The sequence below is a fragment of the Brevinema andersonii genome (assembly GCF_900112165.1).
Lineage (GTDB): Bacteria > Spirochaetota > Brevinematia > Brevinematales > Brevinemataceae > Brevinema > Brevinema andersonii.
The window spans coordinates 16,135-28,457 of record NZ_FOKY01000005.1 but is presented as its reverse complement, the minus strand read 5'-3'; the positions used below and the strand labels follow the sequence as shown (position 1 = coordinate 28,457).

15 protein-coding genes and 1 tRNA gene are annotated in these 12,323 nt (G+C 36.5%); 9 read left to right on the top strand and 7 right to left on the bottom strand.

Annotation, left to right across the window (positions count from 1 at the left end):
- Positions 1–86 precede the first annotated feature (86 nt).
- From BM018_RS04220 to yidD, 5 genes are all read left to right on the top strand, one after another.
- Positions 87–1,211, top strand: a complete 1,125-nt coding sequence (locus tag BM018_RS04220; protein WP_092318956.1) for a glycosyltransferase — start codon at positions 87–89, stop codon at positions 1,209–1,211.
- A complete protein-coding gene (locus BM018_RS04215) occupies positions 1,208–2,266 on the top strand; it encodes an Mrp/NBP35 family ATP-binding protein (protein ID WP_092318955.1) in 1,059 nt (352 codons plus the stop codon). Before BM018_RS04220 ends, BM018_RS04215 begins: the two co-directional genes overlap by 4 nt.
- 60 nt (positions 2,267–2,326) lie before the next feature.
- Positions 2,327–2,399 (top strand) — tRNA-Phe (locus tag BM018_RS04210).
- Between the two features lie 23 nt (positions 2,400–2,422).
- Positions 2,423–2,557 carry a 50S ribosomal protein L34 gene (gene rpmH / locus BM018_RS04205; protein ID WP_092318953.1) on the top strand — a complete coding sequence of 45 codons (135 nt, stop codon included), beginning with the start codon at positions 2,423–2,425 and terminating at the stop codon, positions 2,555–2,557.
- Between the two features lie 12 nt (positions 2,558–2,569).
- Positions 2,570–3,202: a membrane protein insertion efficiency factor YidD gene (gene yidD, locus BM018_RS08150; protein ID WP_092318951.1), complete on the top strand. Its 633-nt coding sequence runs from the start codon at positions 2,570–2,572 to the stop codon at positions 3,200–3,202.
- Positions 3,203–3,289: 87 nt separating this feature from the next.
- On the opposite strand, the gene BM018_RS04195 is transcribed toward yidD, so the two are convergent.
- The 4 genes from BM018_RS04195 to BM018_RS04180 form a co-directional block, all read right to left on the bottom strand.
- The gene (locus tag BM018_RS04195) at positions 3,290–4,126 is read right to left on the bottom strand and encodes a phosphatidate cytidylyltransferase (RefSeq protein ID WP_092318949.1); all 837 of its coding nucleotides are present in this window, start codon (positions 4,124–4,126) and stop codon (positions 3,290–3,292) included.
- A 27-nt stretch (positions 4,127–4,153) separates the two neighbouring features.
- On the bottom strand, positions 4,154–4,852 hold the full coding sequence (gene uppS / locus BM018_RS04190) for a polyprenyl diphosphate synthase (RefSeq protein WP_092318947.1): 699 nt from the start codon (positions 4,850–4,852) through the stop codon (positions 4,154–4,156).
- On the bottom strand, positions 4,853–5,413 hold the full coding sequence (frr, locus tag BM018_RS04185) for a ribosome recycling factor (protein WP_092318945.1): 561 nt from the start codon (positions 5,411–5,413) through the stop codon (positions 4,853–4,855). It abuts the gene before it with no gap.
- A 126-nt stretch (positions 5,414–5,539) separates the two neighbouring features.
- Positions 5,540–6,454: a sigma-70 family RNA polymerase sigma factor gene (locus BM018_RS04180; RefSeq protein ID WP_092318943.1), complete on the bottom strand. Its 915-nt coding sequence runs from the start codon at positions 6,452–6,454 to the stop codon at positions 5,540–5,542.
- Between the two features lie 216 nt (positions 6,455–6,670).
- On the opposite strand from BM018_RS04180, the gene acpS reads away from it, so the two are divergent.
- The gene (gene acpS / locus BM018_RS04175) at positions 6,671–7,042 is read left to right on the top strand and encodes a holo-ACP synthase (protein ID WP_159428172.1); all 372 of its coding nucleotides are present in this window, start codon (positions 6,671–6,673) and stop codon (positions 7,040–7,042) included.
- On the opposite strand, the gene BM018_RS04170 is transcribed toward acpS, so the two are convergent.
- From BM018_RS04170 to BM018_RS04160, 3 genes are read right to left on the bottom strand one after another with little or no spacing between them, the layout of a single operon-like run.
- Positions 7,028–7,693, bottom strand: coding sequence for an HAD family hydrolase (locus BM018_RS04170; protein ID WP_092318939.1), 666 nt, complete (start codon positions 7,691–7,693; stop codon positions 7,028–7,030). The genes acpS and BM018_RS04170 overlap by 15 nt on opposite strands.
- A gap of 7 nt (positions 7,694–7,700) precedes the next feature.
- Entirely contained in the window at positions 7,701–9,347 is a 1,647-nt protein-coding gene (locus BM018_RS04165) for a hypothetical protein (RefSeq protein ID WP_092318937.1), read from the bottom strand.
- Positions 9,307–9,828, bottom strand: a complete 522-nt coding sequence (locus BM018_RS04160) for a hypothetical protein (protein WP_092318935.1) — start codon at positions 9,826–9,828, stop codon at positions 9,307–9,309. Before BM018_RS04160 ends, BM018_RS04165 begins: the two co-directional genes overlap by 41 nt.
- A gap of 111 nt (positions 9,829–9,939) precedes the next feature.
- Here BM018_RS04160 and thyX point away from each other — a divergent pair, with 111 nt between their 5' ends.
- From thyX to BM018_RS04145, 3 genes are all read left to right on the top strand, one after another.
- Positions 9,940–10,584 carry an FAD-dependent thymidylate synthase gene (gene thyX, locus BM018_RS04155; protein WP_092318933.1) on the top strand — a complete coding sequence of 215 codons (645 nt, stop codon included), beginning with the start codon at positions 9,940–9,942 and terminating at the stop codon, positions 10,582–10,584.
- On the top strand, positions 10,581–11,939 hold the full coding sequence (locus tag BM018_RS04150) for a replication-associated recombination protein A (RefSeq protein ID WP_092318931.1): 1,359 nt from the start codon (positions 10,581–10,583) through the stop codon (positions 11,937–11,939). The genes thyX and BM018_RS04150 overlap by 4 nt, the downstream gene beginning before the upstream one ends.
- Before the next feature lie 82 nt (positions 11,940–12,021).
- Complete coding sequence (locus tag BM018_RS04145; protein WP_092318929.1) at positions 12,022–12,309, top strand: hypothetical protein; 288 nt, start codon at positions 12,022–12,024, stop codon at positions 12,307–12,309.
- Positions 12,310–12,323: the final 14 nt, after the last annotated feature.

Below are 12,323 nucleotides of genomic sequence, written 5' to 3'. Positions count from 1 at the left end.
AAATTTTTTTGTGTTGAAAAAATAAAACAGTTATTCTATAATATTATAGGCTGTTTTTGTAAAAAATGAAAATATTTGGAGAAAAAATGAAAACCGCATTAGTGCACGATTGGCTGGTAACCATGGGAGGTGCCGAATGCGTCCTCGAGCAAATGTATATGCTATATCCTCAGGCACCAATTTATACCTTGTTCAGCGATCCTAAAAGCATTTCTCGTACTGTTTTGAAGGATGCAAAAATTATTAACAGCTCATTGCAGCATTGTCCTTTTATCCGGAAGATTTACCGTAAGATACCTCAATTATTTCCGCTTGCTATAGAAGAATTCGACATGCGGGGCTATAATGTTGTATTATCATCGTCTCACGCAGTAGCAAAGGGGGTGTTAACTGATGCTAAAACTTGTCATATCTCTTACGTACATACGCCGATGCGTTATATTTGGGATTTGACCCATGAATATCTGAAACAAGCTAAATTTCCATGGCTTTTAGAGCAGTATACGAAACATATTTTTCATGGACTGCGGCAGTGGGATATAGTGTCAAGTTTTCGACCGGATTATTATATTGCGAATTCTCATTTTATTAAAAACCGAATCCATAAAATCTACCGTCGTGATGCAGAAGTAATTTATCCTCCTGTTAATTTGAGTGAAAAAGTATATACAGATAAAGAAAATTATTTTGTAGCGGCTTCGCGCCATGTTCCTTACAAAAATATTCTGCTCATTACAGAGAGTTTTGCCCGAATGCCTGATAAAAAACTGATTATTTTAGGCGATGGTCCTGATTCTGAAAAAGTACGCCGTATTGCCAATAAGGCTGAAAATATCTCATATTTAGGGTATCAGCCGCATTCTGAGTTGATGAGTATTATCGGTAAAGCAAAAGCATTTATTTTTGCTGCAGAAGAAGATTTTGGCTTGATGCCCGTTGAAGCTCAAAGTTTAGGTACACCTGTAATTGCTTACGGTGTGGGGGGTGCTTGCGAAACAATTCAAAACGGTGTTACAGGAATATTTTTTTATTCGCAGACTGCTGAAGCGATTACTCAAGCAGTACAAGAATTTGAACATAATGAAGACCGATTTGATCCGCAAAAAGTAGCGGAATATAGTAAAAAATTTTCTATCTGCCGTTTTCAGGAAGAAATGAAAGCATTCATTGACAAAAAATTTAAAGAATTTCATAGCAAGGATTATTTATGAAAGAACAAGATATATTAGCAGTTTTGAGTAGCATCATTGATCCTAAAAGTCAAAAATCTCTAGATCAAGTTGCATCTGTTGAAGGGGTAGCTGTTGAAAATAATACTATGAAGTTCAGACTTGTTATACCTCAAGCTTCTCCCGAAGAGAAAAAAAATCTACGCAGCCTTGTTGAAGAAGCATTTCGTGAGGAGCATATCGAAGTATTTGTCAGTGTTACGGACAGATCTATGGGCGAACTTTCAAAAGCACCTCCTCCTCAAAAAACGCTACAAAATTTTATTCGGGAAGACATCTTAAAAAAATTTAAAAAAATTATTGCTGTTTATTCAACAAAAGGAGGGGTAGGAAAATCAACGATTGCTGTTGAATTAGCACGTAGGCTTGCAGATAAAAATCTTAAAACTGCATTGATTGATTTGGATGTTTATGGCCCAAGCGTTCCTAGAATTTTAGGTCTGCGTGATAAAGTCAGTGTATTTGGTGAGAAGTTTGTTCCTGCTGAAAAAGACGGCATTTCTATGATGAGTGTCGGCATTTTGGTCCCGGATATTGATGCTCCTTTAGTATGGAGGGCACCTATTGCTAATGGTGTTATGAAGCAGGTTTTTGAAGATACGCTTTGGGAAGAGTATGATGTTTTAGTGCTTGATATGCCACCAGGAACCGGCGATATTCCTATTGCAGTTGGTCAAAGTTTGCCGTTGGATGGGCTGTTGGCTGTATCTTCACCGCAAGGGGTTGCACTTGAAGATGCAGTTAAAGGTATCTCTATGTTTGAAAAATTTCATGTTCCTATTTTAGGGATGATCAGCAATATGGGAATGGTTGTTTGTCCGAAATGCGGAGAACAAATCGAACTTTATCCAAAAAATGTTGAATTTGATATGTTTTTAATGAAGCATGGAATTGAAAAAATAGCATCACTTCCGTTGGATCCACGAGTTGCAGAGTATGCTGATAAAGGGATGTTAGAAGCAATTGGTACCGAATCACTTTGGTCAAAAGAATTTATAAAAATAATTGATAAAGTAGCTAATGAACTAAAATTATAAAGATTTTTTATAAAATCTTGACATTTTTTTAGAGTGATGTTATAATGTTTGACTATATGTGCCGAAATAGCTCAGTAGGTAGAGCAGAGGACTGAAAATCCTCGTGTCGGTGGTTCGATTCCGCCTTTCGGCAAGTTATTTTTAGTGGAGTAAATCATGAAACGCACTTGGCATCCATCCAAAATTAAACGTGCAAGAAAACACGGTTTTAGGGCAAAAATGGCTGATCGCCATGGTAGAGCTATATTATCCCGTCGTCGTGCAAAAGGTCGTGTTCGTTTAACTGTTTAATATTTTAGCATAGTGAAAAATTGTATTTATAGTAAAAACTATCGAATTTGCTCTCAAAAAGAATTTCAAGAATTTTTCAATAAAGGTTTCTGTTTCGATGGAAGCTTTTTTGTTTTGAAGATAATAGTATATGATTATCCAAAATTAGGGATCATAGTATCTAGAAAATTTGGTAATGCTGTTTATCGTAATTATATAAAACGAATTATTAGAGAAACTTTCCGTTGCCAAACAAAAATATGTTCTGTTAAAGTTTTAATTAGGCAAATACGACCTTTTCAGTGCAAAAAAGACCTTTATTTTGAATTGAAACAGTTTTTTTATTTCTTGAGCGATTATTATTTTCTTTTAATGCACAAAACAGGCAGACTATCTCTTAAAGAAGCAATTCCAAGTATCAAAATGTCTTTCATCACTAGAGTTATCTTTTTTATTATTTTATTCTATCAGGAATATCTATCAAAGTTTTTACCTAATGCTTGTCGTTTTCGACCTAGTTGTTCTGGATATGCTTTAGATGCATTGCGTGTGCATGGATTTTTTAAAGGATTATATTTAATTACAGGACGTTTATTACGATGCCATCCTTTTGGTAGTTTTGGGTATAATCCTATTCCAAAACCTAAAAATAAGCAACAAAGATAAAAATTAAATATCTTTTTAAAATATTTTCTGAAGATTTCGTTGAAATTCCAAATGTTGCTATGCTGTATTATTCTTATATAAAAGAAATTAAAAACTGAAAAATAACCAAACTATAGGTGCCGCAAAAATAGGACTATCAATAGTATCAAATAAGCCCCCCATCCCGGGTAATAATGTTCCTGAATCTTTAACGGAAGTCCATCTTTTAATTAATGATTCAGTAAGATCCCCAAAATTTGATCCAAAGCTCATTAATAATCCGAAACTTAGCCATTTTAATATAGACCAGTGGAATGGAAAAGATAATAATCCTTGAACATAAAAACACAGAACACTCAACAGCAAATTGATGATAAAGGATCCTATAAATCCTTCTAAAGTTTTATTTTTACTGGGAAGCATAGTAAGTTTGTGCTTGCCGAACAAAATACCTGTAAATAAACCAGCAGCATCGCTAACCCAACAAAATGTAAATAATAAAATCAATGCAATAGCATGAGGAGCAATTGTTTTAAGAATAATGAAGAGAGGTAGCATAAAAATCAGTACAGTATAGGCAATAAAATTGAACCCTAGTGTTTCAAAAGCTGCTGAATAGTTATTGGTATTGCTAAGATTTTTGCTGATCGTGGCATAAAATAGAAAAAAGAATATAAATATTTGTCCTACAGCCCATTGTGTGAAATTAATGGCATTAATAGCTTTTAAGTATGATAAAACATGTGCTATAGGAATAATCATATTGATTAGCCAAAAAGAATAGGTATGTTTTTTATTTTTTGCCATTGATGCGATCTCAATGTTGATCAGTAATGCTGTAAGTAATACAGTAATAAATAGTGGAAATCCATTTCCGATGTCTGTCATAATGACCCAAAGTGTGACAGGAATACCAATAAGAGCTGTCAACCATCGTTTTATCATAAAAAATCCTTTTTATAAAATTAAATGTTATGTGCCAAACCGTCGATTTCTATTTTTGAATTCTATGAGGGCATTTTGGAAGTCTTCCGGCGTAAAATCTGGCCATAATTTGGATGAAAATAAAAATTCACTATAAGCACATTGCCATAGTAGAAAGTTACTGATTCTATATTCACCGGATGTACGAATAAGTAAGTCAACAGGTGGCAAGTTATGAGGGTTAATGAAAGTTTCAAATAATTCTTTAGTAATATCTTCTGGCTGTAAGGTATCGTTTGAACATTGTTGAGCAACTTGTTGTACTGCATGAACTATTTCTTGTTGACTCCCATAATTAACATAAATATTAAGAATAAATTTACCTGTTGAGCATTCCTGGCATGCCTGATGAAGTTTTTTGGTAAGTGTGGATGGCAGCTCTTTGCGAGATCCGGTAATGATTAATTTGATATTTTGTTGTTGTAGTTCTTGTACGAAATTTTTTAATACTTTATCTAAGAGGCTAAATAGATTTTTAATTTCTAATTCGCTTCGTTTAAAATTTTCGACAGAAAAGGCATAAAAACTTAAAATTTCGGGTCCGGAATCGCGGCATTCTTCAAGAATTTTTTTTAGAGCAAGAAAACCAGCTTCATGACCTTGGGCTGATGTTAAGTTATGCGCTTTAGCCCATCGGCGGTTCCCATCAGGAATAATTGCTATATGTCGAGGAACAGTTTGATCCATCTAAATAGCCATAATATCTTTTTCTTTTTGTTTCATTGTTTCTTCAATTAAAGCAATATGATTATCTGTTTCTTTTTGAATTTTATCTAATTCCTTACGAATATCATCTTCGCTGATTTCTTTGGAATGTTCTTTTAATTTATTGTTGATATCTCGGCGCATATTACGAATGACTATTTTTGCGTCTTCTGCGATGCCTTTCGCATATTTGACAAGTTCTTTTTTTCTGTCTTCTGTAAGTGGAGGGATATTAATACGGAGAATTTTTCCGTCGTTTGTTACCGAAAAATCAAGTCCCGTATTATGGATGCCTTTTTCGATGTCTTTGAGAAGTGATTTATCCCATGGTTCGATCACAATTTGATGAGTGTCCGGGACTGATAGAGCTGCAGCTTGTTTAATCGTCATGTGCTGACCGTAAGCTTCAAATGTAATATCTTCTACCATGACAATATTGGCTCGGCCAGCTTTGAGTCTGTTGAATTCGTCTTTTAGAAATAAAATTGCTTTATCCATGCTTTCTTGAGCGTTTTTTTTAAAAGCCTGATATTCTGGGGTCATAGCCACTCTCCTTTTTCTTAAATAAGCTCTTATTATTGTACTTTGAAAAAAAACTTTGGTCAAGTTTATTATAAAAAACAGTCTCTTTAACTAAAGAGACTGTTTTTTATAATAAATAATAAAGTCCTAATTGAAATACAGTATCATTTGGCTTTCTTGAGCAATTGTTTTTATTTGCTCAAGCGCATGCTTTTCTAATTGACGCACACGTTCTTTGGTGAGTCCCAATAATTCTCCGATTTTGGATAACGATAAACAATCGCCTCCATCCAAACCAAAACGCTTCATTAAAATAAATCGTTCTCGTTCAGATAGGACATCCAGTAAACTGTGGATATTGTTTGAAAGAGATAATTGGATAATATTGTGCTCTGGACTCTGAAATTCCGGGATATTAATATGGAATGAATCAAACTCCCCGTCATCTGTTACTAATCCTTCTAAAGCTGTATGACCACTGGCTAAATCCAAAATTCTTTTAATTTCGGTTTTATTGATGCCTAGTTCTTTTTCTATCAATGCTTCACAAGGTTTGGTTCCGAATTCTTTGGAGTATTTATCGATAAATTTGGCGATCCGGAATAATTCGTTAGTTCTGTTCATCGGTAGACGAATCATACGCGACTTTTCCGAAATTGCTTTCATTATCGACTGCTTAATCCACCACACAGCATATGAAATGAAGTGATATCCTAATGTGTGGTCGAATTTGTCAACAGCCATCAGTAATCCGAGATTCCCTTCGTTGATTAAGTCCGCAAGCGATAAGTTGTTGCCTTGATATTTCTTTGCTACGGATACAACAAAACGCAAATTGGAAATAATCAGTTTTTCTTTGATAGCTGTACAGGTGCTGCATAATTGATGAGCAGGATTTTCTCTCAAGTAAACCTGGCAGCAAGTGCCGAAACTACTGGTTAATTCTTGTTCTTCTTCACGGCTTAGCAGTGGAATAGCATCTATCTCCTTTAAATATGTTGACATACTATTCGGTGCATAGTATTTTTGTTCTGAAGATTTAGCAGCTCCTTTGTAATTCATGGTCTTTCCTTCTGATATTAATTGATTGTCCCAATTCCTATCATGCTCTTTGATTTTGATTTTTTGTCCTCCTTGTTGAATATATTAAAGAGCAGACCCTTATGTCAAATATTTCGGGATTTTTCTTGCTAAAATTTAACAAAATGGAAAATTATTTTTTATTTGACAGGACCTAATAGATGCTTTATTATATAAGTCTATATGGCAGGAAAAAATATGATCATAGGAATAGGTACGGATATTGTTGATGTTGCTCGTATAAAAAAATTATTTAGTAGCCACTCTAGGCAAAAATTACTGCGAATTTTCACTCAAGAAGAATTAGATTATTCTTTTCAATCCAAAAATGTTTGGGAAAGGTTGGCTGTACGGTTTTGTGTGAAAGAAGCTACCTATAAAGCTTTGAGAAGTGGAGTTTTGCGGTTGAATGAAATTGAAGTGACTCATGATACATCAGGAAAACCAAATGTCCAGTTACATGGTGTTACCCACGAATTTTGGTGTAATTTAGGAATGCCAGATATTTTTATTAGTTTTGCTCACACTCGAGAATATGCTTCGGCAGTGATTGTGTTAGAAAAAATCTAATAACTCGGCAGGAGAACTAATGAAATAAGAAGCACCTGCCTTTTTTAACTGTTCTTGCGATCGAAATCCCCACAAAACCGCTACAGGTGTGATGCCTGCAGCAATAGCAGTTTGAATATCCGTATCACCATCGCCGACAAAAACAATATCAGTACCGATATTTTGGTCTATTTGATTGAAATAGCAGATGATATTCTGCGCCGTCAAAGGATTGGGTTTGAGCGGAAAGCCATCTCTACCTCCTGATATATACACAAAATCCCATTTTTTTAATAACAAACTGCACATTTCTTGTGTAAAGCGTTCTGGCTTGTTTGATAGAATAGCCATTGGTATTTTTTTCAACATCAGTTGATCCAGAAGATGCACAATTCCCGGATATAAACATGAATGCAGCATCCAACGACGTGAATAAGCTTCTGCCGTAAGTTCGAGGGCTTGTCCTAATATTTTTGTATTTTTTTGCTGTTTGGTTGGAAGACATGATATCATGAGTTCTGTGATACCATATCCTATTTTTTTTTGGATTTCTTCGTAGGAGTGTTGAGGTAAGTTTAACTGTTGCAAAGCTTCATTGACGGAATCGGCCAAATCCTGCAAAGTATCAACCAATGTGCCGTCCAAATCGAAAATAACAGCTTTAAATTTCATAAGAACCTCACATTTTTTCTGCAATAATAATCAAACGTCTGTTGTTAGGGGAGAATTTTAATCCTTCATCTAGCCACTTTTTCGCAGATTTTTTATTGTTATTTTCAAGGGCATTGAGAGCAAGTTTTTCATAAAGGATTGCTATATTTCCTGATACTTGCGGATTATTTTTGAAGTAGGTGGCTTTTTGGTAGAACTTCAAAGCTTCTTCGTACACTTCACGATCTAGAAAATGCTGTGCAGCATTGACTGCATAGAAAAATCCGTTTTCTATGATCAGTTTGTGGGCTCCTAATTGGTTGTGGCCTTGTTCCATCGTAGCAACGGCTTCGGTAAAATTTTGACGCGAAAACAACTTTCGTGCGACCTCCGAATAATATCCACTTAAATATTCTTGAGTCAACTTTGCAGGAAACGGTGCTAAAGCCGATAAGACAGCACTATCAATCCGGCCGGATTGATTTTTCTTCAAATCTGCCTGCACAAGTGTATAGCTAAATTCTTGAATTAAACTTTTTACATCCGTTGCGTCTGGATTTTGTTGCCACATATTCAGGAGTGCTTTTTGAGCATTAGTCAGGTCTTTTTTAGTGCGGAGATAATATAAAACTTCACGCAAATAGCGGTTGTAGTTAAATTTTTCAAAATCTTTTGCCGAAAGGTGCTGCTGTGACCTTGCCATAAAAATGTCAATTTGATCAGGGGTCAAGTTATTCATAATCATGCGCTGCAAAACGAGGTTAGCTCCTTGAAAATAATTGCCTTTAAGCACATTATAACGCGGATAGCGACTGATGCCTTCCTCGAGAACCTCCAATGCATACAAATAATCCTGCAGCGGGCGGTCTTCTTGTTTGAAGACATAATAAGAATAATTCAAATAGCCAGCTGTCAGATTGCTTTCTTCGCTGGGTGCGCTGGCAAGCAGGACTTGGGCTTTCATCATATTTTGAAACGCTTGTTTGAATCGTGATTTTTGAGCATCGAAGTAAGAACGGTTGGAGTATAAAAGTCCTGTCGTTTCCGACCAGGAAATTACAATTTTTCTCTTGTTGTTTTCGTAGCTGAAGCCTGTCAGGCCGTTAAACTGATCCTGCAATTTTTTATCCTGAGCAATGAGCAATCCTTGTTTGATGGTACTTTCGATTTCGGTGTTTTTTCCATCGAGCACGGCAAAAATATAAACATGCGTTGGCAGCACAATACCTTTTGTTTCGATGCCGAAATGCTGTAGTAGAATACCGGTTAAAATTGTTGCGGAAAGGCAGTTGAATTCACCGGACTCAAATACTTCCTGAAGAGTGGTGGATGATAAGCGGTAACGCTTAAAAACATGGTCATGTAAATAAGCTAATATAGTTTCGGCAATTTTGTATTCGCTGGCTCCGGGTAATAAGCGCGATCGAATATCGTTTTCCCAGCGATTGATTTCTGCACTGTATGTTTGATACAAATCAGCATCGATTCCGCTGGCAACAAGTGCTGCTTCAGTGATTGAAAGACTGTCAAAGTTATTGAGAAGCGCATCTTCAAGTTCGTTGAACGGTACAATAAAACGCGACCGAAATGCATAACTCGGATGAAGAGTCAATAAAAAACTGACGAGGACTAAACTAGTCCATATTTTCTTGATTTTCGGGTGCTGGAATAACAAAATCCGCCTCCTCTTCATTAGTTGTCGTTTCTGGAATAACCATTTCGGCATTATCATAATCAATAAGTGGCTGTTCTGACAGTTTACTTGAATATTTGTCTAAAAAAAATAAAAAGCTCAAAAAAATATAACTTGCTGTATGCAGCACTGGCGAAAAAATCATGCCGACAGAGCAAATAAATCCGGCTGCAATCAAAATTTGAAATTTCACAAACCGTGTAGAGAGAAATATATAACATGTAATTGCAAAATATGCTTGAAAAACTATATAAATTTGCGGCTGGTAAGTAACAATACATAAAACCATTCCCAACCATAAAAAAAATTCAATTACGGATTCGATAGTCCATAATTTTTCTATAATCAGAGTCATAATAAATAACGTAAGTCCCAGTATGGAATAGGGAAAGAAAATATCATCGGTGGCGATCACAACTGGAGATGCGGTTAGCAGTAATCCCAAAATCTTGTAAATGCGCACATGAGCTCCTTGAGACTATTTCTAATAATATAGCATAGTTCAAGTTCTTTTGCAAAGGTTTGAGCGTTTTTTTATTTTATGTTATAATTTTGGTAAAAATGGGAGAAAATAATGAATATAAAACTGCTGTTTATTTCCCCGAATGCTGAATTTACCTGCGAGACTAGTGCGCGAGTTTGCTATGATTCGCATGACAAACAGACAGATGAATCTTATATAAAAATGCTGCCTACTTTACTTAAAGCGGGGCATTTGTCGGTTTTCGAGCATGGTTTGGCAAGTTTTTTAATAGAGGGAATCAGTCGAGCAGCGTCGCATCAGTTGGTACGGCATCGGATGAGTTCTTTCAGCCAACGTTCGCAGCGCTATGTCAACGAAGCTGAATTTCCGTATGTTGTTCCTCCTTCAATTGCCAACAATCACGAAGCTTTCGACTTATATCAAAAATTAATGCAGAGGATTAATGAAGATTATGCGCATTTGGTTGCTTTGGGCGTTAAAAAAGAGGATGCGCGTTTTGTGCTGCCGAACGCTGTGGAAACAACATTGGTTATGACGACTAATTTTCGGCAATGGCTGCATGTGATCGATATGCGTGTATCAAAATCGGCGCAGTGGGAGATCCGTGAACTCATGATTCTCATTTGGAAAGAACTTTACTCCTATGCTCCGCATATATTCGGATTGCAATATTTTGAATCTTGGAGCAAAGATGCGCCCTTTAAGAGGGCAATTTTTGAGGAACGAATACAATGAGCCTTTTCAGTGAAAATCCTCTTCTAACCCCCCTGGCTTTAAGGATGGCTCCGCGCAATTTTACCGAGTATATGGGGCAGGAAGCACTAACAGGTAAAGGAGGTATTATTCGGTCCATGGTTGAGGAGGGAACGGTACAGTCGATGGTGTTTTATGGTCCGCCAGCATCGGGGAAGACAGGGTTAGCACGCATTATTGCCAGTAATCTTGATGCTGAATTCGTGTCAGTTAATGCTTTAACACTGAACAGTGATGATATCCGTAAAGTTCTAGCTCAAGCAGGGGCGGTTCGCAGAACTGGGGGTCGTACAGTGCTTTTTGTTGATGAAATTCATCGCTTTACTCGGCCCAAACAAGATGCATTTTTGTCGTCTCTGGAGACAGGAACAATTATTTTAATCGGCGCAACAACCGAAAATCCCTATTTTTCGCTGCAAGCAGCACTTAGATCTCGGTTACTGATTTTTGAATTTTTTCCTCTTTCTGATAACGATATGAAAAAAATTTTATCCCGTGCTCTCCATGAAGATATCATCCTGAAAGAACTCAACTTAACAATCGAGCCTGATGCTGAAGAATTTTTAATTCAGCAATCTTCGGACCCTAGAAGAATGCTAGGCATTTTGGATGCGGTTGCATCTTATAAGAAAACAGACGCTTCGGCAGTTACCAAAAAAGATATCGAAACCATACTCCAGAAAACCGATACCGTATACGGCAGTGCTGATGCTCATTATGATGTGATTTCGGCTTTCATCAAAAGCATCCGCGGTAGTGATCCTGATGCTGCACTTTATTATTTGGGTGTAATGATCGAATCGGGTGAGGATCCACGTTTTATTTTCCGTCGGCTGTTAATTTCAGCAGTTGAAGATGTCGGCATGGCTTATCCTGAAGCTGTCAGTGTCGTGCATGCTTGTGCGGAGAGCTTCGAATATGTTGGCTATCCTGAAGGAGTTCTCCATTTATCACATGCTACGCTTTTTTTGGCAGGGCTTCCCAAAAGTAATACGGTATTGTCAATTTACAAAGTCCAAAGCGATATCCGGGCCGGAAAAATGATGAAAATTCCGGAATATCTGCGCAGTGCGAGGTGTTTTATGAAGTCTTCCATTTCGGCAAATGAGCGTAAAATATCCGAGATTGCTGGTACCAACAACCAAGAAAAACATAATTATTTATATCCTCATAATTTTCCTGGACATTTTGTGCGTCAAAATTACACAGAAAAGAATGTATCCTACTATGTGCCGTCTGATCAAGGATTTGAGAAGAAAATCAAAGAGCGTTTGGAGAATCTTTGGGGTCAGTGTTTTACTTCGAAAAAACCTTATGATCCAAACAATTTTTGTTAGATGAAAATTTGAAAGAAGAGTAAAGTTTTTTTTCAACCCGCCGATGCTATAGATATCTTTTAATTTAGAAAAGGATTTCGTCATGGGCAAAATAAAATTTTTATGCATACTTTTAGTTGTGTCATCGTGTGGCCCTTCTCCCACAAAACTCTGGTTGAACGAATATGAAGCGCTTCTTAAAGAGGCGGTTCAAGTGATTACTTCCGATTCATCGTCGTCGCATGCCGAAAGAATGCGCGTCCGCATTGCCGAAAAAGAAGCAGAAATTAATGAAATTCTTCGTTCAGCCAGTATGCAGGAACAAATGTCATTTCTTTCGGACTATTATGATATGCGTGTACGATTTTTTTATGCGCTCCAGGACAACTAATATTTTAATGAACT

Excerpts from the sequence above, each read along its gene's own strand:
- BM018_RS04180 (WP_092318943.1), bottom strand. The coding sequence starts at position 6,454 with ATGAATTACAAAGGAGCTGCTAAATCTTCAGAACAAAAATACTATGCA.
- BM018_RS04215 (WP_092318955.1), top strand. The coding sequence starts at position 1,208 with ATGAAAGAACAAGATATATTAGCAGTTTTGAGTAGCATCATTGATCCT.
- thyX (WP_092318933.1), top strand. The coding sequence starts at position 9,940 with ATGAATATAAAACTGCTGTTTATTTCCCCGAATGCTGAATTTACCTGC.
- uppS (WP_092318947.1), bottom strand. The coding sequence starts at position 4,852 with ATGGATCAAACTGTTCCTCGACATATAGCAATTATTCCTGATGGGAAC.
- frr (WP_092318945.1), bottom strand. The coding sequence starts at position 5,413 with ATGACCCCAGAATATCAGGCTTTTAAAAAAAACGCTCAAGAAAGCATG.
- BM018_RS04145 (WP_092318929.1), top strand. The coding sequence starts at position 12,022 with ATGGGCAAAATAAAATTTTTATGCATACTTTTAGTTGTGTCATCGTGT.
- rpmH (WP_092318953.1), top strand. The coding sequence starts at position 2,423 with ATGAAACGCACTTGGCATCCATCCAAAATTAAACGTGCAAGAAAACAC.
- acpS (WP_159428172.1), top strand. The coding sequence starts at position 6,671 with ATGATCATAGGAATAGGTACGGATATTGTTGATGTTGCTCGTATAAAA.
- BM018_RS04195 (WP_092318949.1), bottom strand. The coding sequence starts at position 4,126 with ATGATAAAACGATGGTTGACAGCTCTTATTGGTATTCCTGTCACACTT.
- BM018_RS04150 (WP_092318931.1), top strand. The coding sequence starts at position 10,581 with ATGAGCCTTTTCAGTGAAAATCCTCTTCTAACCCCCCTGGCTTTAAGG.
- BM018_RS04170 (WP_092318939.1), bottom strand. The coding sequence starts at position 7,693 with ATGAAATTTAAAGCTGTTATTTTCGATTTGGACGGCACATTGGTTGAT.
- BM018_RS04220 (WP_092318956.1), top strand. The coding sequence starts at position 87 with ATGAAAACCGCATTAGTGCACGATTGGCTGGTAACCATGGGAGGTGCC.